Origin of the sequence: Psychromonas algarum (genome assembly GCF_004376845.1) — a bacterium.
Taxonomy (GTDB): domain Bacteria; phylum Pseudomonadota; class Gammaproteobacteria; order Enterobacterales; family Psychromonadaceae; genus Psychromonas.
This window is the reverse complement of sequence record NZ_SNUW01000009.1, coordinates 72,421-96,424: the sequence shown is the minus strand read 5'-3', so window position 1 is coordinate 96,424 and position 24,004 is coordinate 72,421. Positions and strand designations below refer to the sequence as shown.

At 37.3% G+C, this 24,004-nt stretch carries 24 protein-coding genes; 17 read left to right on the top strand and 7 right to left on the bottom strand.

The genetic code is table 11. The annotated features are described in order from the left end of the window. Positions 1 to 2: 2 nt before the first annotated feature. From E2R68_RS09785 to astE, 13 genes are all read left to right on the top strand, one after another. On the top strand, positions 3 to 1,037 hold the full coding sequence (locus tag E2R68_RS09785) for a FecCD family ABC transporter permease (protein ID WP_134277585.1): 1,035 nt from the start codon (positions 3 to 5) through the stop codon (positions 1,035 to 1,037). Continuing rightward, a complete protein-coding gene (locus E2R68_RS09780) occupies positions 1,037 to 1,828 on the top strand; it encodes a heme ABC transporter ATP-binding protein (protein ID WP_134277518.1) in 792 nt (263 codons plus the stop codon). The genes E2R68_RS09785 and E2R68_RS09780 overlap by 1 nt, the downstream gene beginning before the upstream one ends. A 642-nt stretch (positions 1,829 to 2,470) precedes the next feature. Beyond that, complete coding sequence (locus E2R68_RS09775) at positions 2,471 to 3,244, top strand: ABC transporter substrate-binding protein (protein ID WP_134277517.1); 774 nt, start codon at positions 2,471 to 2,473, stop codon at positions 3,242 to 3,244. A gap of 65 nt (positions 3,245 to 3,309) precedes the next feature. Continuing rightward, a complete protein-coding gene (locus E2R68_RS09770) occupies positions 3,310 to 3,996 on the top strand; it encodes an ABC transporter permease (protein WP_134277516.1) in 687 nt (228 codons plus the stop codon). Then, a complete protein-coding gene (locus tag E2R68_RS14005; protein ID WP_208380199.1) occupies positions 3,993 to 4,706 on the top strand; it encodes an ABC transporter permease in 714 nt (237 codons plus the stop codon). Before E2R68_RS09770 ends, E2R68_RS14005 begins: the two co-directional genes overlap by 4 nt. An 18-nt stretch (positions 4,707 to 4,724) precedes the next feature. Further along, a complete protein-coding gene (gene hisP / locus E2R68_RS14000; protein ID WP_208380197.1) occupies positions 4,725 to 5,501 on the top strand; it encodes a histidine ABC transporter ATP-binding protein HisP in 777 nt (258 codons plus the stop codon). A gap of 4 nt (positions 5,502 to 5,505) precedes the next feature. Beyond that, complete coding sequence (locus E2R68_RS09760) at positions 5,506 to 6,498, top strand: GlxA family transcriptional regulator (RefSeq protein WP_134277515.1); 993 nt, start codon at positions 5,506 to 5,508, stop codon at positions 6,496 to 6,498. Between the two features lie 92 nt (positions 6,499 to 6,590). Then, positions 6,591 to 7,805 carry a bifunctional succinylornithine transaminase/acetylornithine transaminase gene (locus tag E2R68_RS09755; protein ID WP_134277514.1) on the top strand — a complete coding sequence of 405 codons (1,215 nt, stop codon included), beginning with the start codon at positions 6,591 to 6,593 and terminating at the stop codon, positions 7,803 to 7,805. A 6-nt stretch (positions 7,806 to 7,811) separates the two neighbouring features. Beyond that, complete coding sequence (gene astA / locus E2R68_RS09750) at positions 7,812 to 8,825, top strand: arginine N-succinyltransferase (protein WP_134277513.1); 1,014 nt, start codon at positions 7,812 to 7,814, stop codon at positions 8,823 to 8,825. Between the two features lie 35 nt (positions 8,826 to 8,860). Beyond that, positions 8,861 to 9,892, top strand: coding sequence for an arginine N-succinyltransferase (gene astA, locus E2R68_RS09745; RefSeq protein WP_134277512.1), 1,032 nt, complete (start codon positions 8,861 to 8,863; stop codon positions 9,890 to 9,892). Beyond that, on the top strand, positions 9,892 to 11,364 hold the full coding sequence (astD, locus tag E2R68_RS09740) for a succinylglutamate-semialdehyde dehydrogenase (protein ID WP_134277511.1): 1,473 nt from the start codon (positions 9,892 to 9,894) through the stop codon (positions 11,362 to 11,364). The genes astA (E2R68_RS09745) and astD overlap by 1 nt, the downstream gene beginning before the upstream one ends. A gap of 18 nt (positions 11,365 to 11,382) precedes the next feature. Continuing rightward, a complete protein-coding gene (gene astB, locus E2R68_RS09735) occupies positions 11,383 to 12,726 on the top strand; it encodes an N-succinylarginine dihydrolase (protein WP_134277510.1) in 1,344 nt (447 codons plus the stop codon). Between the two features lie 7 nt (positions 12,727 to 12,733). Beyond that, a complete protein-coding gene (gene astE, locus E2R68_RS09730) occupies positions 12,734 to 13,735 on the top strand; it encodes a succinylglutamate desuccinylase (RefSeq protein WP_134277509.1) in 1,002 nt (333 codons plus the stop codon). A gap of 72 nt (positions 13,736 to 13,807) precedes the next feature. Here astE and E2R68_RS09725 read toward each other — a convergent pair whose 3' ends face one another. Next, the gene (locus tag E2R68_RS09725) at positions 13,808 to 14,263 is read right to left on the bottom strand and encodes a hypothetical protein (protein ID WP_208380195.1); all 456 of its coding nucleotides are present in this window, start codon (positions 14,261 to 14,263) and stop codon (positions 13,808 to 13,810) included. Positions 14,264 to 14,534: 271 nt separating this feature from the next. Here E2R68_RS09725 and E2R68_RS09720 point away from each other — a divergent pair, with 271 nt between their 5' ends. After that, entirely contained in the window at positions 14,535 to 15,311 is a 777-nt protein-coding gene (locus E2R68_RS09720; protein ID WP_134277508.1) for a hydratase, read from the top strand. A 26-nt stretch (positions 15,312 to 15,337) separates the two neighbouring features. Here the strand turns inward: E2R68_RS09720 and E2R68_RS09715 are convergent, their stop codons facing one another. Beyond that, positions 15,338 to 16,219 (bottom strand): DMT family transporter, encoded by an 882-nt coding sequence (locus E2R68_RS09715; protein WP_134277507.1) that lies wholly within the window; start codon positions 16,217 to 16,219, stop codon positions 15,338 to 15,340. 71 nt (positions 16,220 to 16,290) lie between these two features. Between E2R68_RS09715 and E2R68_RS09710 the strand changes: the two genes are divergently transcribed. After that, a complete protein-coding gene (locus E2R68_RS09710; RefSeq protein ID WP_134277506.1) occupies positions 16,291 to 16,518 on the top strand; it encodes a hypothetical protein in 228 nt (75 codons plus the stop codon). On the opposite strand, the gene E2R68_RS09705 is transcribed toward E2R68_RS09710, so the two are convergent. From E2R68_RS09705 to E2R68_RS09685, 5 genes are all read right to left on the bottom strand, one after another. Then, positions 16,512 to 17,054: an MAPEG family protein gene (locus E2R68_RS09705; protein WP_134277505.1), complete on the bottom strand. Its 543-nt coding sequence runs from the start codon at positions 17,052 to 17,054 to the stop codon at positions 16,512 to 16,514. The genes E2R68_RS09710 and E2R68_RS09705 overlap by 7 nt on opposite strands. 21 nt (positions 17,055 to 17,075) lie before the next feature. Further along, positions 17,076 to 17,429, bottom strand: coding sequence for a DUF4870 family protein (locus E2R68_RS09700; protein WP_134277504.1), 354 nt, complete (start codon positions 17,427 to 17,429; stop codon positions 17,076 to 17,078). A 32-nt stretch (positions 17,430 to 17,461) separates the two neighbouring features. After that, on the bottom strand, positions 17,462 to 17,776 hold the full coding sequence (locus tag E2R68_RS09695) for a hypothetical protein (RefSeq protein WP_134277503.1): 315 nt from the start codon (positions 17,774 to 17,776) through the stop codon (positions 17,462 to 17,464). A 115-nt stretch (positions 17,777 to 17,891) separates the two neighbouring features. Beyond that, positions 17,892 to 19,508: a GTPase gene (locus E2R68_RS09690; RefSeq protein WP_134277502.1), complete on the bottom strand. Its 1,617-nt coding sequence runs from the start codon at positions 19,506 to 19,508 to the stop codon at positions 17,892 to 17,894. Further along, on the bottom strand, positions 19,501 to 20,592 hold the full coding sequence (locus tag E2R68_RS09685) for a YcjF family protein (protein ID WP_134277501.1): 1,092 nt from the start codon (positions 20,590 to 20,592) through the stop codon (positions 19,501 to 19,503). The genes E2R68_RS09690 and E2R68_RS09685 overlap by 8 nt, the downstream gene beginning before the upstream one ends. Positions 20,593 to 20,837: 245 nt before the next feature. Here E2R68_RS09685 and E2R68_RS09680 point away from each other — a divergent pair, with 245 nt between their 5' ends. Both E2R68_RS09680 and E2R68_RS09675 read left to right on the top strand, forming a co-directional pair. Beyond that, a complete protein-coding gene (locus E2R68_RS09680) occupies positions 20,838 to 22,040 on the top strand; it encodes an efflux RND transporter periplasmic adaptor subunit (RefSeq protein WP_134277500.1) in 1,203 nt (400 codons plus the stop codon). After that, positions 22,040 to 23,995, top strand: coding sequence for a MacB family efflux pump subunit (locus E2R68_RS09675; RefSeq protein ID WP_134277499.1), 1,956 nt, complete (start codon positions 22,040 to 22,042; stop codon positions 23,993 to 23,995). The genes E2R68_RS09680 and E2R68_RS09675 overlap by 1 nt, the downstream gene beginning before the upstream one ends. Positions 23,996 to 24,004 lie beyond the last annotated feature (9 nt).

Here is a 24,004-nt window from a genome sequence, read left to right as displayed (position 1 = left end):
CTATGCGCATTAAGCAACTATCAGCAATGCAATTTACAGCTCTTAGCTTATGCTTATTATTTTTCACAGCAACGGCATCGATTGTTGTTGGACCAATGACTATTCCGGTATTTGATAGCTTTCAAGGGTTAACACCATGGGCATCTGAATTACCACAACATATTCAAATGGTGATCCACCAAATCCGCTTACCTCGCACTTTATTATGTATGCTAATTGGTGCGATCTTAGCTGTATCTGGTGCGGTTATGCAGGGGTTATTTCGCAATCCTCTTGCTGAGCCTGGTATTATTGGTGTTTCGGCAGGTGCAGCTTTAGGCGCTGCATTAGCTATTGTTTTATTTGCTCAACTTAGCTTTGCTGTCCCAGCATTTATGAATCTTGCAGCTGTACCTTTATTTGCATTTATTGGTGGCGCATTAACCACTCTGTTAGTTTATTACATGGGCACTAGCCAATACGGAACGTCAGTAACTGTCATGCTTTTAGCAGGTGTTGCTATCAGTGCTCTATCAGGTGCTGGTATTGGTTATTTAAACTTTATTGCAGACGATCAAATGTTGCGTGATTTATCCTTATGGTCAATGGGTTCATTAGCAGGCGCAAGTTGGTCAAGCATCATTTTATCTGCTGTTGCATTAATAATTTTATTAGTTGTTTTTATACGCAGAGCCTCAAGCTTAAATGCTTTATTATTAGGAGAAGCTGAAGCCGGACATCTTGGTGTTGATACTCAAAAACTCAAAACCACCTTGATTTTATTATGTGCCATGGGCGTAGGTGTTACCGTTAGTATTGCAGGTATGATTGGATTTATTGGTTTAATTATTCCTCACCTAGGGCGTTTGATATCAGGTCCAGATCATCGTCATTTAATTCCCGTTTCGGCTTTGTTAGGCGCTTTATTGTTAACCCTAGCAGATATGTTTGCACGAGTTGCCGTTACGCCAGCAGAATTACCCGTTGGTATAGTCACTGCTATTTTAGGAGCGCCTTTCTTCTTATATTTATTATTCCAGCAGCGTGGAAAAATGTAATGGCTAATCTAGAAAAAAATGCAATTTCAATTCAAAATCTATCGTTAAGTCTAGGCAATAAACAGATTCTAAATAACCTTTCAGTTGAGATTAAAAGCAATCAAGTGACTGCATTATTAGGGCCTAACGGCGCAGGTAAAAGTTCTTTATTAAAATGTTTAAGCCGAGAATTAAGTGTGCCTAAAAATACACAACTGAAATATTTCGAACACTCTATTACGGATTGGCCAAAAAATTTATTACCACAGCACCTTGCTGTTTTAGCGCAACAAAGTAGCTTAACTTTTGCTTTTACCGTTCAAGAAGTCATAGAGCTAGGATTATTGCCTTTAAATTTATCAACTAAACAAGCTAAAAAAGTTGTGCGAGAAAATATGGTCAAGGTAGGCGTTGAAAATTTAGCCGATCGTTTATATCCAACATTATCAGGTGGAGAAAAACAACGAGTACATTTAGCACGTGTATTAACCCAGTTAAATCAGTCTAAAGACAAAACTATCTTAATGCTTGATGAACCCACTTCAGCATTGGATTTAGCACACCAACATAACACGTTAAAATTAGCCAAGCAGTTAGCTTATGAAGGCGCTGCCGTCATTATCGTCTTGCATGATTTAAATTTAGCCGCGCAATATGCAGATCGCGTTTTAGTGTTAGCTGACGGAGAAATTAAAGCTGATGGCACACCTTGGAATGCATTAACCAGTAACATGATTGAAAAAGTTTACGGACAAAAAACCTTAATTGAGAAACACCCGATCAGTGACTACCCAGTGATACACGCAGCTTAACAACAATCTGTTTGATCCCACAGCACATGCTGATAAAAATCTGCTCTATGGCATGGATAAACAAGTCTACTCAGAACAAACATTCGTCACTTACAACTGAGAATTGCAAAGTTTTACTTAAGTCAGTAAAAACGATTCAGTTGGCACCGACAAATCTCCTGAGCGAGAAGTCGTACTTATCGCTGTAACTTATTGTGTAGCTGTTATTCTAACCTAAATAACCTCAGCTCCAAATAAACAAACCACTTTAGAATTAAGTTTAAATATATTCAGAGATAAAGTTTATTAATGAACAGCAAGTATGTCTCTGATAAGTAATATACATAATTATTTTCTTATTTTTCTCTCAATACTCAATAAAAATAATCAATACACAAAGTCTTCAACAACACTCACCATGATGGTGCGCCCACAATAAAACCGTGCAACCATGGTGCAAAACTTAGCAAGTTACGGTTATATTGCTTTATAATCATCTCAATAGATTATTTATTAAATGAATTTTATTTCATTAAATACGCTATATTTTGAATAAAAACTCACTTATAGTACGGTTTTATGTAACTTGTAAATAAATAAACTTATCTGGCATATTATCTGCTCTACCTATTTCACTATCTTCAATCATCTAGGGCTTAAAAAATGAAACTAAAACTACTTCCATTAATTATTGCTGCTGTAACGGCTTCTTCACTAAGTCATGCAACTGAAACTATTCGTCTAGGTGTTGAACCTGGTTACGCACCTTTTGAAATTAAAAAACCTGATGGCACATTAGCAGGTTTTGATATTGATTTAGGTAACGAAATTTGTAAACGCATCGAAGCTCAATGTACTTGGGTAGAAAGTGATTTTGATGGTTTGATCCCATCACTTAAAGCTAAAAAAATTGATGCTATTGTATCTGCAATGTCGATCACACCTGCTCGTTTAAAAGAAATTGCTTTCTCAAGCAAACTATATGGCACACCAGCTCGATTAGTAACTGCAAAAGGTGTTGACGTTGAACCAACAGCAGCCTCTTTGGCAGGTAAACGTATCGGTGTTTTCCAAGGTACAACGGCAGAAACTTACGCTAAAGAACAATGGGCTACAAAAGGTGTTGATATTGTTACGTACCAAAGCCAAGACCTTGTTTATGCCGATTTAGTAAATGGCCGTTTAGATGCAGCATTCCAAGATGCAGTTGCTGCTGATGATGGCTTCTTAAAACGCCCAGTAGGCAAGCGCTTCCAATTTAGTGGCCCTGAAGTTAATGATGAAACTTATTTCGGTGTAGGTGCTGGGATTGGTCTACGTCAAAGCGATACTGAATTAAAAGCAAAAATCGACCAAGCAATCGCTGCAATGCTTGATGATGGAACCTACGATAAAATCGCAAGTAAATACTTTAACTTTGATATTTACGGAAAGTAATCTGTGTTAATTAACTGCTGTTTGTTTTAAGCAGCAGTTAGTTAGTCAGATAAGGAAACTGTTTTATGCTCTATGGTTACTCAAATTTAATCATTGAAGGTTCAGTAATGACCGTAAAATTGGCATTACTGTCCGCTTTATTGGCAACCATACTTGGTTTACTGGCGAGTTGTGCAAAGATTTTTGGTTCTAAACTATCTGCAACTATCGCTGTTTTATATTCAACGATTATTCGTGGCATCCCAGATCTCGTACTCATGTTATTAATTTTTTATGGCTTACAAATAGGTATAAATCAAATAACAGAAGCTTTCTCTTGGCAACAAGTAAATATTGACCCGTTCACAACAGGTGTCATCACCATTGGTTTTATTTATGGCGCTTATCTTACGGAAACATTCCGAGGTGCTTTTCTTGCAGTGGCAAAAGGCCAAATAGAAGCAGCAACAGCCTATGGTTTTACACCATGGCAAGTATTTCGCTTTGTCCTATTTCCACAAATGATGCGTCATGCTTTACCGGGTTTAGAAAATAATTGGTTGGTTATCTTAAAATCAACAGCACTAGTATCCATTATTGGTTTAGCTGACGTGGTAAAAGCCACACAAATGGCTGGTAAAGGTACTTACGAATTCTTCTATTTCACCATCATTGCAGCTCTCGTATATTTAGTATTTACCATTTTTTCTAATGCTATTTTTTATTGGGTAAATAAGCAGTTTCTGTTTGAGCGTAAGGAAGTTAGATCATGATAGAAACATTACAACAATATGGTCAAGCCTACTTATGGACTGATGGTTTTCGCTTTACAGGCGTTGCTGTCACACTCATGTTATTGGTTGTTTCGTTGTTAATTGGATTTATTATTTCAATCCCTTTATCCATTGCACGTACATCTAGTAAAAAATATTTTTCATACCCAGTTTGGTTATTTTCATATCTCTTTCGAGGAACACCTTTATATGTGCAACTACTTATATTCTATTCAGGTGTTTATACGTTAGATTTTGTACGTGATTCTGATTTTCTAAGCTGGTTCTTCCGCAGTGGTTATTACTGCACGTTATTGGCTTTAATATTAAATACTTGTGCCTATACAACAGAAATTTTCGCAGGCGCAATCCGAGAAACAGATAAAGGTGAAATTGAAGCAGCAAAGGCTTATGGCTTTTCTAACTGGAAGCTATACACACAAATAATTATGCCTTCAGCATTACGCAGATCAATGCCATCTTATAGTAATGAAGTGATCTTAATGTTGCATGCTACCTCATTAGCTTTTACAGCTACGGTACCAGATATATTAAAAATAGCGCGTGATGTTAACTCGGCAACCTATCAGCCATTCATCGCATTTGGTATTGCCGCAATTATATATTTAATTATTTCACTAGTACTTGTCTCTCTTTTTAGACAGTCTGAAAAAAAATGGCTAAAACATCTACAGCCTTTATCAAATTAAAGGAAACAGGAAAACAGCATGGAACAAACAAAATTAGCCGTTACTGGATTACATAAAAAATACGGTGAAAATGAGGTGATCAAAGGCATCTCTTTACAAGCAAAAGCAGGCGATGTTATTAGTATTATTGGATCTTCTGGTTCAGGTAAAAGTACATTTTTACGTTGTTTAAACTTTCTTGAAAAACCTTCTGAAGGTAATATTTATATTGGTGGCAAGTTTATAAAAATGGTACGAGATACCGATGGCCAATTAAAAGTATTTGATAATAAAGAGCTACAACTACTTAGAACGAAGCTAACCATGGTTTTCCAACACTTTAATCTATGGGGGCACATGACAGTATTAGAAAATGTAATGGTTGCTCCTATTCAGGTTTTAGGGATAGATAAACAGGCAGCAAAGAAAAAAGCTATCGATTATTTAAATACTGTTGGCATCGATGAAAAAGCACAACAGCGTTATCCATCTCAGCTTTCAGGTGGTCAACAGCAACGTGTTTCTATTGCGCGAGCTTTAGCAATGGAACCTGAAGTATTATTATTTGATGAACCAACATCTGCACTTGATCCTGAACTAGTCGGTGAAGTATTAAAGATCATGCAAAAATTAGCTGAAGACGGTAAAACCATGATTGTGGTAACACATGAAATGGAATTTGCTCGCAATGTTGCTAACCATGTGGTTTTTTTACACCAAGGAAAAATAGAAGAGGAAGGTTCTCCAGACGAAGTCTTTAATTCACCTAAAAGTGAACGATTACAACAATTTTTATCTGGTTCACTAAGTAGCTAAGATAATGGCTGAAGCTGTCATTCGCATTGGTATTTTTGCGCCACAAGGTTGTTCGCAACTCAGTTATGGCGCAATTTGCGAACCTTTTTTATTAGCAAATCAATTGATTGGGCAGCATCATTATCATTTATCACTACTTAATACTGTCAAGCAATACCACACCACCTCATGTCATCCACAAATAAATCATCCACCACTCATTGCATTAGAAAACGCAGATCTATTATCTGATTTAGAACACTATGATTTATTGATCATTGTTGCAGATACACCGCCTAGGCATGCTATTCCAATGCCTATCAAAAAAGTACTACAGCGTTATTATCGACAACAAGATGGACAAATACTAGCTATTAAAGCCGGTGCATGGTGGTTACTTGATAGTGGCATTGCTTTGACACACAAGATGGTCGTTCATTGGTCCCTCATTGATCATTTTAAAGATCGCTATCCTGAAGTCACTGTTAGTCATGAGCTCTACCAAACAAAACAACGCATTAGTAGCTGTGCGGGACAATTGGCAACACTAGACTATCTAATTGACTATTTATCACAACATGAAGAAGCAGATTTAATTAATCAAATTAGTGACCATCTTTGTTTAGATCGCTTACGAGTGGGCAGTGAAAGACAGCGTCTACCCAACAAATCATTAGCCGGTGAAGATTTACAACCTAAGCTGACCATGGCCATTGATTTAATGGAAAATAATATTGAAGAACCACTCGCAAGTGATGAAATTGCTGAACTTATTTCTATTTCTCGTCGCCAGTTAGAACGTTTATTTAAACGTTATTTAAATACCATGCCTGCTCGTCATTATTTGCAAATTCGCTTGAAGCGAGCACAACATCTCTTACAAACAAGTAATAAGTCAATTGTGCAAATTGGTTTAAGTTGTGGGTTTTCAAGTGGCCCACACTTCTCTTCAAGCTATAAATCATTCTTCCAATTAACTCCCCGCCAAGAACGAGCAAAATACCTTACTGTTAAGTGAGCAAATCTATACGTTTTGGTCGCATTTATGAAAGCATAAAAAATATAAGTCCTCTATTCTAAGTTAATACAACAACTAAAGAGGCAACCATTATGACCCAGCAAGTAACAAGAAAAGATTTTGATCAATATATGATCCCTACTTACGCACCTGCTTCATTTATTCCCGTTAAAGCAAAAGGTTCTGTTGTTGTAGATCAACAAGGTAAAGAATATATAGACTTTGCTGGCGGCATTGCGGTGAACGTATTAGGACACACAAATGACAAGCTTAAACAAGCATTAAATCAACAAGCCGAGTCTCTTTGGCATATTGGCAATGGTTACAGTAATGAACCTGTTTTAACATTAGCTAAAAAATTAGTTGAGAGCACTTTTGCAGATAAAGCGTTCTTCTGCAACTCAGGCGCAGAAGCAAATGAAGCGGCGCTTAAACTAGCAAGAAAATATGCACTTGATCATCACGGTGCACATAAAAATGAAATTGTTGCATTTAACAGTGGTTTTCATGGCCGTACGTTATTCACCGTCAGTGCTGGTGGACAACCTAAATACTCTCAAGACTTTGCACCTCTACCTGCTGGTATTCGCCACATTGGTTTTAATGATATTGAAGCAGCAAAAGCAACTATCGGCGCAAACACTTGTGCAGTGATCGTAGAGCCAATTCAAGGTGAAGGTGGCGTAATACCTGCAGATCGTGAGTTTTTACGTAGTTTACGTGAGCTTTGCGATCAACATGATGCAGTTTTAATTTTTGATGAAGTGCAAACAGGTGTAGGCCGCACAGGACATCTTTATGCATATATGCACTATGGTATAAAACCAGATGTTATCTCTACAGCAAAAGCGCTTGGTGGTGGTTTTCCAATTGCGGCAATGTTAACAACAGACAAATTTGCAACTACCTTGTCTGCTGGTACTCACGGAACAACTTATGGTGGTAACCCTCTTGCAGCTGCCGTTGCAAACGCAGTATTAGACGAGGTTAATCAGCCAGAGTTTTTACAAGGTGTGACAGAGCGTAATCAGCTATTCCTATCACAACTTAACCTAATCAATGAAAAAGCAGCAATCTTCAAAGAGATCCGCTCGATGGGATTATTAATTGGCTGCGAATTAAACGAACAGCACCAGGGACAAGCAAAAGCAATTAGTAATATAGCCGCACAAGAAGGTCTTATTTTATTAATTGCAGGGCCTAACGTAGTACGTTTTGCTCCTGCTTTAAATGTGCCAAAAGAAGATATTGAAACTGGTTTAGCGCGATTTTCATCAGCAATAAATATCTATTTAAATAAGGATTAATTGACAATGATAGTACTACGTCCAGTACAGTTAAGTGATATCAGTCACCTAGAACGCTTAGCAGATGCAAGTGGTCCAATGGTTTCAACACTACCAGCTAAACGATCTCACTTACTAGCTAAAGTTGAACATTCTATACACTCATTTGAACAAGACGTATGCACACCTGGTGAAGAGTCTTATTTATTTGTTTTAGAAGAAATATTAACAGGACAATTATTAGGGACGGGTGCTATCAATGCATTAGCCGGTAATAGAGAGCCTTTTTACTCTTTTCGCAATGATATTAAAATTCATTCATCAGCTAAATTAAATATCCATAGTCGAATACATGCTTTGACTTTGAATCATGATCTTAGTGATCACTCTCAGCTTTGCTCATTTTATATAAGCCCAAACCTTACTGATACTTTCTATCCATCTTTAATCACATTAGGACGTTTACTCTTTATGAGCGTTTTCCCGATGCGTTTTGCAAATGATTGGATGGCGGTATTACCTGGCATCTTTGACGAAAATGGTCGCGCCCCTTTTTGGGAACATGTTGGACGTAAATTTTTTGGTATTGATTACAACCAAGTTGAATATTACAACACAGTATTAGGCAAAACTTTTATTACTGAAATGATGCCTTATCACCCACTTTATGTAACCTTGATTAATGAAGAAGCTCAAGCGGTAATGGGCATGGAGCATAGTGAAGCACAACTACAATGTGACCTTTTAAGCAATGAAGGATTTGAGCCAGATAAATACATCGAAATATTCGATGCAGGCCCTATTTTAACAGCGCCTCGTAATGCTATTTCTCTTTGCCAAAAAATAAAATCTGTTTCATTAGCCATTAATACAACACATCTTCCTACTCAACATTATTTACTTGGCATGGCTGAGAATAATAGTTTTAAAGCTTACATAGTAGAAGGTGTTTTACAGGGACAACAACTGATGTTGTCGCAACAAAATAAAGAACAAATCAAGCTAAGCCATGGGCAGAATGTTTTCTGCGTTGCACTGTAAATAATGGCACTCAATAACATTAAGGGAATATCAACATGATGCTTATTCGTCCAATACAAAGACAAGACAAACAAGCGCTTTTACAACTCGCGACTAAAACTGGTACTGGTTTTACTTCATTGCCAAATAATGAACAGAATATTACTGATCGCATTGAAAGAATGATTGCAACATGGGAAGGCACAGCTCCGCTTTCTGATCAGGGTTATCTATTTGCACTTGAAGACACAACAACAAAAAAAGTCGTTGGTATCAGTGGTGTTGAAGTTGCTATTGGCTTAAACGAACCTTGGTATGACTTTCATGTTGGAACACAGGTTCATGCCTCTAAAGAACTAGGCATCTACAGACAAATGAAAAAATTAAGTCTGAGTAATGATCATACTGGACACAGCGAATTATGTACTTTGTTTTTAGACCCTGAATACCGAAAGAACAAAAACGGTCAGTTGTTATCTAAAAGTCGCTTAATGTTTATCGCAGCATTTAAAGAGAAGTTTTCAGAAAGAATTATTGCTGAAATGCGTGGTGTCAGTGATCAAGAAGGAGAGTCACCTTTCTGGGAGAGTTTAGGTCGTCATTTCTTTTCTATTAATTTTACCGAAGCCGATTACCTAACTGGTATTGGACAAAAATCCTTTATTGCAGAGTTAATGCCTAAGCATGCGTTTTATGTCGATTTTTTAACTGAGGCAGCAAAAGAGGTGATTGCAGAAGTACATCCTAGCACTCAACCAGCTCGCAATATTTTAGAAAGCGAAGGCATGCGTTATGAAGGTTATGTCGATATTTTTGATGCCGGACCAACCTTAGAAGCGTACACCAAAGATTTACGTGTAGTAAGAAAAAGCCAGCTACGAAAAATCGTCATCACTACAACAGAATCACTTGCACAAGAAACCTTGTTAATAGGTAACGAAAAGTATCAGGATTTTAGAGCGATCATTGCCAATCCACAGATTAATGAAAATGAAATTTACCTAACCCAAGAGCAAACACAAGCACTGTCTGTTAATGAAGGGGAACAAATACGTATCGTTCCTTTATTCGAAAAGGAGAAAAAATAATGAGCACAACAACACACTTTATTAACGGTAACTGGGAAGCAGGTACAGCGGCACAGTTTGAAAAATATAGCCCAAATAATAATATGCTAATTTGGCATGGTAATGCAGCCTCAGAAGAAGATGTTTCATTAGCAGTGAATGCTGCTAGATCAGCCTTTCCTCGATGGGCAAGCACTGACTTACAAGACAGAATTGCTATATTACGCCGCTTTGCAGAAAACTTAGCAGAAGATGCTGAACGCTTAAGCCAAGTTATCTCACAAGAAACCGGGAAACCTGAGTGGGAAACTAAAACTGAAGTACAAGCGATGATCAATAAGGTGAATATTTCAATTCAATCTCACCAAGAAAGAACCGGTGAAAAAGTCACTGAAATGGCTGATGGACAAGCCGTATTAAGACATCGTCCTCATGGAGTGTTAGCCGTATTTGGTCCTTATAATTTCCCGGGGCATTTGCCTAACGGCCACATAGTACCAGCACTACTAGCGGGTAACTGTGTTGTTTTCAAAGCAAGTGAATTAACACCATGGACAGCACAAGTCACCCTAGAAATTTGGCAACGTTCAGGATTACCTAAAGGTGTGCTTAATTTAGTACAAGGCGGTAAAGAAACGGGTATCGCACTCTCAAACAACGCCGGCACTGATGGTTTGTTATTCACAGGAAGTGCAAATACAGGTTATCAATTACACCGTCAATTAGCAGGTCAACCAGAAAAAATTCTGGCATTAGAAATGGGCGGAAATAATGCGCTTATCGTCGATAACTTTGAGCATTTAGATGCAGCAGTTAATCTTACTGTGCAATCAGCTTTTATTAGTGCAGGACAACGCTGTACTTGTGCTCGTCGATTATTAGTACGTTCAGGTAAAGCTGGAGATGAATTTATTGAGCGTTTACTTGCCGTCACAAAAGATCTAAAGGTAGGCAAATGGGATGAACAACCAGCACCTTTCATGGGCCCTGTTATTTCGATTCAAGCAGCAGAAAGCATGCTCGCTGCCCAAGAAAATTTATGTCAGCTTGGTGCAGTTCCATTATTAAAATTAGCCCGCTTACAAGTGGACAACGCCATGTTATCTCCGGGTATTCTTGATGTAACTGACGTAAAAAATCTGCCTGATGAAGAATATTTTGGTCCTTTATTAAGCATCATTCGTTATGACAAATTCTCTCAAGCAATTGAAATTGCGAATAAAACTCGTTTTGGTCTTGCTATCGGATTAATTTCTAGCAATAAACAAGATTACCAACGTTTATTATTAGAAGCGCGTGCAGGCATCGTTAATTGGAATAAACCATTAACAGGTGCATCAAGTAATGCTCCATTTGGTGGTATCGGTGCTTCTGGTAATCATCGAGCAAGTGCTTATTACGCTGCAGATTACTGCGCATGGCCAATGGCCTCATTAGAATCAGAGAAATTGACGCTACCAGCAAGCAACCTACCTGGTCTGTCTTTTAACTAATTTGTACAGGAAATGAATATGTCTGCATATGAAGTAAATTTTGATGGGCTAGTGGGATTAACTCACAATTATGCTGGTCTTTCATTTGGTAATGTTGCATCAACATCAAACAAAAATACAGCTGCTAACCCTAAACTTGCTGCGTTACAAGGTTTAGAAAAAATGAAAACACTTGCTGATATGGGTTTTCAGCAAGGTGTTATACCACCACAGGAAAGACCTTGTATTGATACATTAAGACAACTGGGGTTTAGTGGTGATGATACAAATGTACTGACACAAGCAGCAAAAAAAGCACCACATTTATTAACCACAGTAAGTTCTGCTTCTTCGATGTGGGTTGCTAATGCAGCAACCGTATCACCTTCAGCAGACAGTGCTGATGGCAAGGTGCATTTTACCGTTTCTAATCTTAATAATAAATTTCACCGAGCGATTGAAGAGCAAACAACAAGTAATGTACTTAAAAGCATTTTTGCTGATAAACAATACTTTTCACACCATCAAGCTCTACCACAACAAAGTATTATGGGCGATGAAGGGGCGGCAAACCATAACCGTTTATGTGCAGACTATGGACAATCCGGGGTTGAAGTATTTGTTTACGGAAAACAAGTTTATGGCGGAACGGTAGAGCCGCAACAATACCCGGCGAGACAAACTCGAGAAGCAAGTGAAGCTATTGCGCGTTTACATCAACTTGATCAAGAAAAAACCGTTTTTATACAACAAAACCCAAGTGTTATTGATCAAGGTGTTTTTCATAATGACGTAATTTCAGTAAGCAATGGCAATGTTTTATTCCATCACCAAGAAGCATTTTTAAACCAACAAAGTGCATTTACTGAAATACAACAAAAGCTACAGAAACTAGGCAGTCAATTTATGCCTATTGAAGTACCAAGCAATAAAGTAAGTGTTAATGATGCCGTGACAACCTACTTATTTAATAGCCAATTATTAACTAAAACTAACGGTAAAATGTTAATTATAGTGCCAGAAGAATCACGCAGTAATCCACGCGTTTGGACTTATTTACAAGAGTTGATCCAAGGTAATAATCCAATAGATGAAGTGCGCGTTTTTGACCTACGAGAAAGTATGGCAAATGGTGGCGGCCCTGCATGTTTACGTCTACGTGTTGTACTTAACGAGCATGAACTAAAAGCAACCAACCAACAATCGCTAATGAATGAAACTTTATATCAGTCACTACAACATTGGGTGAATAAACATTATCGAGATCGTTTAGTTGAAGCTGATTTAGCCGATCCACAACTCTTGTTAGAAAATCGCATTGCACTTGATGAATTAACAAAAATTATGAACTTAGGTTCTATTTATTCATTTCAGCAAGTCTGAGGTTAACATGTTCGATTTTTTAGCAGAAACCCTCGCGGGTGATAAAATATCAAGTTACTCAGGACATACCGAAACCGCTTCTTGGTTTCGCCCTGAACCTGGGGTGATCATCTTTGAGCCCCACTCAAAGAATACTAAAAGTGTACTTATCTCTGCCGCTATTCATGGTAATGAAACAGCTCCCGTAGAAATTATTGCGACCTTAGTAAACGATATTTTAATGGACAGACATACCCTGAAAGTACGTTTAATGATTATTTTAGGTAACTTGGAAGCAATGCGCCAAGGTAAACGCTATTTAGATATTGATATGAACCGCTTATTCAGTGGGCATTTTTCTTGTTATGACAGTAATGTAGAAACACGACGAGCAGCCACATTACAACAAGTTGTGGCAGATTTTTATAATAAAAAACCAACTCAATCTAAGTTACATTTTGATCTACATACAGCGATTAAACCGTCATTACATAAAACCTTTGGTCTATTACCTTTTGTTAAATCAGGGCAATATAACCATGACATGATAGCTTGGTTACAAAGCATCAAACTACAAGCATTAGTAGTTAACCACGCACCCGCCGCTACTTTCAGTTATTTCACTAGTAATGAGTTTGCAGCGGAAAGTTGTACTTTAGAACTGGGGAAAGCTAAACCTTTTGGTGAGAATAATTTGCAAGAGTTTGTAAATATTCAAAGTGGTTTAATCAACTTGATCACCAAACAGCAATACACTGAAAATACAGATTCCACATTATCTGTATATAAAGTAACACAAGTGATGACAAAACGAAGCGAGCACTTTAAATTACATTTTTCAGATGATTTAGAAAACTTTAGTGCCTTTAAAACAGGCTCTGTAATTGCATCGGATCATGACGTAGAGTATTTGGCTGAAAAGGAGGAAGCTTATATTCTATTCCCCAACAGCAAAGTTAAAATTGGTTTTAGGGCTGGATTATTACTGGCTGAAGCAGATTTATCTGCAATCACATTACAGCCTCAATAAAAATCAATAAGCCATATTGTTGATTGCTGATATGGCTTTATCAGAATATTTATACAAGTCCTGCGGTGGTCATTAAAAGCTCCACTGCATACTCATAACCAAAATACCCGGCAACATTAATCCACCTTCTAACCCAAAATAATCAGTAAAATTGTATTGTGCAGCAGTGTAAATATAAGGAGCAAAACCAACCCCTGTTTTATCTTTCATCTTTCCATAAAAACCATCGTCACCACAGTTTTCAAAAGCATCAATAAAAAACTCTCCTGCGTAAGCGTAAACACCTTTAAGCACTAATTTATCAGTAAATTGATACCAATCTTTACGTACACCAAGTAGTGCACAACGATTTCCTTGGCTATTTAAAAAGGTGCCTGTAAATAAGCTGTAATCGGAGTCGGCACTAAATTTACGTTCAACCGAAAATAACCAATTATCAAAATACTGATTTGAATCTGGATTAAGAGGGACTGCATGGAAAATAAACGAACCCGTATTGATTGAATATAAATCTAATGAGTCTGCCACGACAGGCGACGTTGTGAATCCGCATAAGAGAAACCAAAATCGCAGACGAAAGAAAGGCGAGGTACTTAACAAGTTAAAATCCATTTTAGCAAAGTTAAAAAGTGATTATAAAAGCATTACCTTTAATGTCGAGTGTATTCAGCACAACTTTACAAGCAGATGAAAGTGTAAAATAAAACAGCACTAACTTTTTACTCATTTTAAGAGTAATATTATCGCAGATTTTATTATCCCGACCATGGCTGTAGCCTTTATTTAAAAGAGAACAAAAATGACTGAAAAAACTACACAAACATTAAACAAAGAAGCATGTTTAAAAGCCGCGCAAGAATTCTTAACTCGTCGTGAAGATAACCATAGAGGTGATGCGTTACCTGCTGATTGTCGTCCTGCTAACCTAGATGATGCACTTGCAATCCAAGTTGCAACAGTTGAAGCAAGCGGTAAATCAATCGCTGGTTGGAAATGTTTAGTACCATTAAACCCAGAGCAAATGGTTGTGGGTCCTGTTTTAGAAGGTACTGTACAACAAGGTGCAGAATGTTTAGTTAAATCAACTGAAGCTGGTAAAACATTAATCGAGCCTGAAATTGCATTTGTATTAGGTGCTGACTTACCTGCTCGTGAAGATGCATACACAAATGAAGAAATTGATAATGCAATCGCTTCTACGCACATGGCACTAGAGTTATTGCAACGTCGTTACGCTCCAAATGATGACTTAACTTTCTTTGATAAATTAGCTGATTGTTTATTAAACCAAGGTATCTTTGTCGGTCCTGAAATCACTAAAGCACAAGCATACGATGCAGCGACAATTAAGCTATCAATCAATGGTGAAAGTTACGATGGTAAACACCCTAACCTATCTGCACACACACCTGTTTACTGGTTAATTAACTTCATGCGTGAAAGAGGTGTAAGCTTCAAAAAAGGCCAAACTATCATTACTGGTTCTTATGCTGGTGCAATTGAAGTTGTAGCTCAAGCAACAGAAATTGAATATGAAGGTCTTGGTAAATACCAAGTAACATTCAAAGAATTTTAGTATTAAAGCAAGCTAACTAAATAAGGTTAACTTGCTTTAAATAAGGCTTTTTTGATGGAGAAGCCTGTCACTAAAATGGTGCCTGTTATGACTAATAAGGCACCTACTAACGTATTCAAACCAATTTCTTCCCCTAAGAATAACCTTCCCCATAAAATGCCAAATAATGGTACTAAGAAAGTAACAGACAATGCCGATGCAGGACCATCATCCTTTACCAGTCTGAAATACAATAAATACGCAATGCCCGTACAAATAACCCCTAATGCTAATACAGATAAACTAATTGGTAAGGTCACAGGATCACGAATAGGTATAAAAGTAATAAAAGGTAAGACAATAATCACCGCAGCCCACATGCTGCCATGTGCATTTTCAAAGGGAGCTATCACCGGTGCCACTTTCGTATAATTAGCAGAAAATCCATACATAGCAGCTGCGCCTAAACATGCAAAAATAGCCCATAAACCTTGCTCACCTAAGGACAAAGCTTGTTGTCCAACTAACACTGAAACACCTAGCATTCCCACTAATAGACCCGCACCCGCTTTTAATTTTAAACGTTCTTTTTGCCACAAACTAGCAATGACAGCGCCAAATAAAGGAGCTGTAGAATTAAGAATAGCCAATGTTGACGCATTTAATGTTTGCGCTGCATAAGCAAATAACAAAAAGGGTAATGCCGTATTAAAAGCACCTATGATAAAAAAGTGTTTAAGATGAGATATAAATTGTAACTTTCGACGTAGATAAAGACTGATCAATAACAAACATAATGCGGCAGCTAAAACTCTTCCTTCAATTAAAAAAGCTGGGCCTAAACTATTTGCGGTCAAACGCATAAATAAAAATGAGCCACCCCAAATGGACGCCAACAAGACTAACCGTAACACACTAGCAAGTGGCATATTTCATCCTTGGAATAAGTTTTGAATGTGAGACACTATACTTAATACATAAATAGTTAAAGGAGAAGATGATGTTAATTTTTTATATTATTTGTGGTGTGATGGTATTTGCGATTTCAGGTCTGATTTTTCAATATAATCGTTTAGCAATATATCGTCGTCGTATTATTCGCCACCTTGCAACCACCAAACAACAAACACCCTTTGTATTAACGCAAGCGCAAGAACAACAAATTAAACAATGTTTTCTCAAGGGGGTAAGTATTCAACAATGTATTAACCAGATTGAAGATCAATAACTTATAGCCACCATTAATTGATAACCTAATAATACAACTAACAACATAACAGTAGAATAAAAAGTAAGAGCAAAACCTAGCGCTCGCCCGGGAGCACCTAAGTGGTAACCTTTAAAGAAAAATACTCGACCGATAGCAAACAGAAGAGAACATAAAGGAACAGCAGATAACCATGCACTAGGCATGAGCAAGCACCATATCGTATAAGCGCCAAAAGCAATAACCAACTGCTCTAAGGTATTCTGCAATAAACTCTGCAATAACCTTGCATGCCCAGAGCCATAAGTTAAACCACTACCATCAATATCTTCAGGACTAAAAAAACGAAATTTAGCTAATCTTGCAATACAGAAGATGAGAAATAATGTTGGCAATATCAGAGATCCCGCTAAAATATTTAACCTATCTGATACTTGACTAATGTTCGAATAATTTAATGGATCAAATAACACCGCAAACAAAATAATAACAACACTAATCAACATTGCTGATAGCATGCCTGTGATGACACCTTTTTGTTTTTTCGATAATGCCATGTTAGTCCTGATTAAAATAAATTAAGAATGATAAGGTTTATTAGAAGTAATTTTCGCGAGTCCTTTGATAATTCTAAATGTCGACCAAATCCATACTGCGAATAACAAAAAATAACCCACAACAAAAAAAGCCAATATAAATCCAATGATAGAAAGTCCTAAACTCCACCAAAAAGTCGTCATAATGTTTGCATAATGATCTGCAAAAATAGTCTCTCTGGCTTCATCTCTTTTAACCATTGCCCACACAACACCAATTAACCAAAAGATGCCTGTAAACATGCCAAGGATCATTAAACCATAAGCAATTAAGGCATTTGTTTTTGCAGCATCTTCAACAATAGTTAAACCAATATTAGGGCGTAAATTTGACATCTTATTCCTCGTCATATATTTCTATTAAAGCTTTATTTTTCTTTATTATCATCAATTTGAGCAGATTCTAACGGTTTATCTCGTATTTTCACCCATTCCACTTCTGAGTCAATAACTTTGCCATAGCCAGTGCTACGTTTAATATTATTAAGGCCTAATAATAAAAATCCATTCGCAAAAACAGATATAAATGTCGGCGGGAAAAGTAAGATATGCGGAGCAAAAAACAACAGTAAAATACCGATAATCACAGTACCAAAACAAAAGGCAATCCATGTAAAACCAACAGAAATAGTGACTCCCCATAACAGGACACCAATAAAAACCTGTATACAACCTTTGATCATAAATGACTCTCTTTAATAAGTTAGAGACTTCTTATAGCAATTACATTAAATACGTTATCTAAATTTTGCGATTAAAAAGCAGTTCGATTTATTGTAAATAAATATTATATGCAGACTACTTAATCACCTTTTTAATCACAACCTTATTTACCTTAGAAGCCCCTGATTTTAAAATTCGAGGAGACATTTTTTTGCTTGCATTAAGTGCTCGCTTGAATTGCTTTTTAAAACCATGCCCTTTTTTAATAGTCTCCATGCGCTGTCTATTTCTTTGTACATTACTTGCATGGATGATTTCTTGATGCACTATTTGTTTAAATAATTCAACACCAAAGGTTTTCTGATCCGTTGCAATAGATAACGCTAAAATAGCATCAGGCGATAATAGTTGTTGGTTATAATCAAGTGCCTGACAAATCATTTTCTCTTTTGCCGTTTGAGGTTCCTCTAAATTATAAGGAGGCTGCCAATCTGCAATCGGCTTTAAACGGTCGACCTGATTCACGACACCAATTACAGCAGGTTTTTTACGTGATATATTATCAGTATTGGCATAATAAGCATCAAACTTAGCTTTTAATGCTTTATCTAATTCACGAGCAGGTTGATCAGCTTTTAATACCCAGAGAATTAAGTCTGCCTGTGTCATTTCTAGCAGCATCTGACTTTCTGTTTTTTCAGTACCATCTAACCCCTGCAGATCCACAATATGTACTTCAGCTTCGTCTAACAAAACACTATAAACCGTTGTATTATCGGTAGAAGGTAAAACATCAACCTCTGCAACTAATTCCTTTTCTAACATATTGATAATGGATGACTTTCCAGCACTTGTTTGGCCAACAAGTACAATTCGTATCGGCTCTAATTGCGTTGCCATTCTTTGCTGATCTTTCTCTGAAATACTAGAAGCACTCACGTCATCATCATCAAAACTAAAGCGACCACTATATAAATCAATGGCGACTGAAGCCACTTCATCTAATAAAGCTTGTTTGGCTTTAAGTTGCATATCTTCCACAAAACCTTTGCTCATACTCGATGTTGATTTTTGACTAAATAAATCAATGGCAACTTTGGAAGGGTTAATAAATAAGTTTTTTGCATGATTCGCCCAAAAGGCCACCTTGATAGCTTTGCTTCCTACATCACCATATTTTCCATAAGCCTCATAACCCGCTTTTAAATGTGAAATTTTTAATTTTTCACTCGCAATACCGTATTTTTTTAATAATTGACGATAACGATGACTTACTTCTTCAAATAGTTGTAAACCTTCAGGAATAGTAAAATCTAATGCTTTTTTCTCAAACTCTTGTGCCACCAGCACCATAATACTCAAAGCAATATCATAAAGTGATCGCCACTCATTCTGATCGACCATTAACTGTCTAGAATGCTGCTTTGCTTTCTGCCAAATAAGTATTTCATTATTTGACCAATCATTTGATGCTTTAACAAACTCAGAGTCAACAGCCTCACTCTGGTCTATTAGTTTTTTAGTTTGTTTATGTTTAACAGTGCGGCTAAATAAAAAGAATGGAGTGGCAACGATAAGAATACTAACGGCACTAACAATAGACAGCTCAAGAATATAACCATATTTAACCGCCAGAAAGATGCCAAATCCCATCATCACCAAAGCAGGAAAAATAACAGAAATAACAATAATACCCCAAAGCCCGCCAGACAATTCAAATAACAATAAAAAGAGATTTTTAATTTTATTCATAACTTGCAGCCGCTTTACCTTTTTTAAATGAGTTTTTATATAAGGTTTGCATGGTTTCATTAGAAACAACTTCGCCTTTACTTTTATGATAAAAGTAATAACAAGCAACACGCCCTAGCCCATAACTTGTGCCAAAACTAACCACTGCCGCTCCAACAGCCCCAACAGTTTGTCCATAGATAGGGATTAATTTAACTAATTCACGCGCCCCTAGTTTGGCTGAATATTGCAATGCAAAACTACTACCTAATGTACCAATTAATTCACTAAAGGTTCTTTTATTCCACTCAACATTATATTGTTTTGCTAATGCTCTTAACATAGTTGCTTGAATCGCAGGTACTGAAACTAACCCAACAGCCGGGATCAAGTCACTTGCTGCAGCACTGCTTGCATACCAAAGCACTTCTTTTTTAACTTTATCAAAGTTATTACTTTCAACGGTAGAATGATCTTTCTTTTCAAGGATCAAACCTAATAATGGCAATATTTTTGTTAACTCAGAAATCAATAAATCTTCATTATAAATAGCACCATCTTGGCTCTCAAAATCAACACTAACGGCACTAAAGTCTGTGTTCCACACATTTTTAACTTGCTGTTCATTAAAAATGATTTGACGCTCTCGTTCGCTTTCATCACAAAGTAAAGCAGCGGTATGGATCAATAATAAATGTTTAATCTGTTTCTCTTTTTTTACCTGTTTTAATGCTGCTAACACTGCACTTTGCTCAGGTTCATCAGCTTTCATCACCACTATGACTGCATTACCTGACTCACCTATGACTGCAATATCTTCCGTTGCATCATAATCTGCTTCCCCTAATCCTCTTGTGTCTAAAAAACGCATCACGGCTTTATCTTGTGGAAAGTCGTAAACACAAGCCGTCATGGTACATGGTTCAAAACCATTACCGACTTCAATAGAAGATAGTCCAGTTAACGCTTGAATAAATGATGATTTACCAGCCCCCGTTTTACCTAACAGCCATAAAGTGGGTAAATGTTTACGTTGTAATTCATGTGCTTGAGTAAGATCAGGGTTTTTACTCGGATTAATAAATTCTTTTATTTTTGCAAACATATTTTTTACCTTTATCACACAAGCAACCGTAAAGTGTTCATCCTTAACCTACGCTAAATTTATTTTAAAACTAGTTTATTCTGTATACGAGCCGTCATTGCGCTCGTTTTAGTCAAAATTTAGTCCCCCTATTTTAACTCGCACTTAAAAAATCAAAATATTGTACTTTTTTATTTTCTTCAAACTTTCTACACATTTGCTAGTTACATTGGAAACAGTTAGATAACTCAGGAAAGCACGTTGCAATGAAAAACTTAAAACTCAAATTAAGCATTACTCTTGGCCTCTTATTAATAGTAGGCGCCTCTTTGTATTTCTACCTGCAAAGTTCAAAGTCAGAACTTGTATATTCAACTCAACCTGTTGTCAGTGGTTATATTGAAAATGCAGTATTAACCAATGGCGTTTTATACCCTTATAAAATGGTTAATGTAGGGGCCCAAGTATCAGGCCAATTACAAAATATTGCAGTCGATGTTGGTGATACAATCAAAGAGGGTGAGTTAATTGCACAAATAGATAACCTAGCGCAAAAAAACGTACTTAAAGAAGCACAAGCCTCACTTAATAACATTAATGCGCAATACCGAGCCAAACAAGCTCAGATCCACGAATCAACATTATCATTTGAGCGTCAAAAACGTATATTAGCGCAAAAGTTAAGCTCTCAATCTGATTATGATATCGCTGAAGCACAACTATTAGTTTACCAAGCAGAGCTTGAACAACTCGTTGCTGAAAAAGAAAAAGCATTAATTAGCGTTAACAATGCTGAATTAGATCTAGGTTATACCACGATAAATTCCCCCATTGATGGCACAGTTATTTATGTCTCAGTAGAGGAAGGACAAACAGTTAACACTAACCAATCAACCCCTTCTATTGTCGAAGTTGCACAACTTGATGTGATGACAGTAAAAGCGCAAATTTCAGAAGCAGATATCATCAATGTAGCCGCAGGGCAAAATGTCTATTTCTCAATTTTAGGCGCACCTAACCATAAGTTCACTGGCACACTTCGTTCCATCGAACCCGGTCCAACATTACTCACTGGTGATGATAGCCAGTTGGCAATTGGGGATAATGACGCGATTTATTACAACGCATTATTTGATGTAGAAAATAGTCAGCATTTATTACGTATTGGCATGACAGCACAAGTTTCTATTATTTTAGATTCAGCAGACGATGCATTATTAATTCCATCACAAGTATTAACGCATAAATCACCAAAAGATGGCCAATATCGAGTTTCCGTTTTAGTTAATAATCAGGTGGAAAGACGCAAGGTTAAGATTGGCATCAACAATAAAGTGCAAGCAGAAGTACTCAGCGGCTTAGAAAAAGGCGAGCAAATTATTCTTGGACAAGCCAATTTAAATAAAGCGAATAACCGTTCTGGATTAGAGTTAGGTGGTAAGTCTAGAGAAGGAAGAGGACGTCCGTAATGAAAGAGATACTATTACAAGTTACTCATTTAAGCCGTCACTTTCCAGCAGGAGATCAACAGCTAACTGTACTCGATAATATTGATTTAACGATTAATAAAGGGGAAATGGTAGCGATTATTGGCGCCTCTGGCTCTGGTAAATCGACATTAATGAATATACTAGGATGCTTAGATCAACCTAGTGAGGGAAGCTATCAAGTTAATGGTCAAGATATCTCAACAATGGATCCTGAGCAGCTTGCCCACTTACGTCGTCGTTATTTTGGTTTTATCTTCCAACGTTATCACCTACTTGATGATTTAACCGCTATTGGTAATGTTGAAATCCCAGCGCTTTACTCAGCAGAAAATAAAAGTTCCCGCCAAGCTCGAGCACAAAGCTTACTGGAGCGACTTGGCTTAGGTGACAGGTTAGATCACAAACCTAGCCAACTCAGTGGTGGTCAACAACAACGTGTGAGTGTGGCAAGAGCACTGATTAATGGCGGCAATATCATCTTAGCAGATGAACCAACCGGCGCATTGGATAGCCAAAGCGGTAAAGAGATGATGAAACTACTCAGAGAGTTACATCAACAAGGTCACACGATTATTCTAGTGACACATGATCCTAAAATTGCCGAAACAGCCGATCGCATAATTGAAATAGCCGATGGAAAAATCATTAATGACACTTCATCCATCCAACAGCTAACATCACAACCATTAGAAGAAAAACAGCTAGCAACCAATAACAATCCAGAAGTGAACATTAGCGCTTGGTTTAGTTTTATCGAAACATTAAAAATGGCTGTCACGTCCATGGCAAGTCATCGTTTAAGAACATTTTTAACCATGCTTGGTATTATTATTGGCATTGCATCCGTAGTGTCAGTGGTGGCAATTGGTAATGGCTCCCAACAATCCGTATTAGAAAGTATGGCATCGATGGGAACAAACACCATTGTACTCAAACCCGGTTCGGGATTTGGCGACCGACGAGCAGGAAGAGTGAGAACGTTAACTGCTGACGATGCCAAAGCGATCAGTAATCTTTCATTTGTAGATAGTGTCACTCCGACAGTGCGAGTAAATGTTGCCGTTCGTTATGCTAGCGAAGCTATCACGGCTGAAGTTCAAGGTGTGGGCTCTGCCTATTTTAGAGTTAATGGTTTTGAATTAGCTCAAGGACAACTGTTTGAAGAAGATAGTGTTACAGACTTAGAACAAGTTGCCATTATCGATAACAATACACTAAAGGATTTATTTCCAGAGGGTGATGCGCTCGGAAAAGTCATTTTTCTTGGACGATTGCCAGTCAGAATTATTGGTGTCACCGCAGAGAAAAAAATGGCATTTGGTAACAGTGATTCTTTGAATGTTTGGTTGCCATACAGCACAGTCAACGCGCGTATTTATAGCCAAAATTATGTAAATGATATTACCGTCCGAGTGAATGATGAAGTTTCAAGTAGTGCAGCGGAACAAGCGATAATTAACCTGATAAAAATGCGTCATGGTGTCGAAGACTTTTTCACCATCAACACAGATACCATCAGAGAGAATATCGAAAAAACATCATCTACCATGACCTTGCTTATTTCAGCGATTGCCTTTATTTCATTAGTGGTTGGAGGCATTGGAGTAATGAACATTATGCTAGTTTCAGTAACGGAGCGGACACGAGAAATTGGTATTCGTATGGCAGTAGGTGCACGACAATCTGATATTTTAAAGCAGTTTTTAATAGAGGCGGTATTGATCTGTATTTGTGGCGGAGCTTTAGGGGTCAGTTTGGCTTACTTAATCGGCATTGTACTCGCGTCAACAGGTAGTAGTTTAACTATGGTTTACTCGCTCAGCTCGATTATTGCAGCCTTCATATTTTCATCTGCCATTGGTGTATTATTCGGTTTCTTACCCGCCCGTAATGCAGCCAGGTTGAACCCCGTTGAAGCTTTATCAAGAGGTTAATAGACAAAC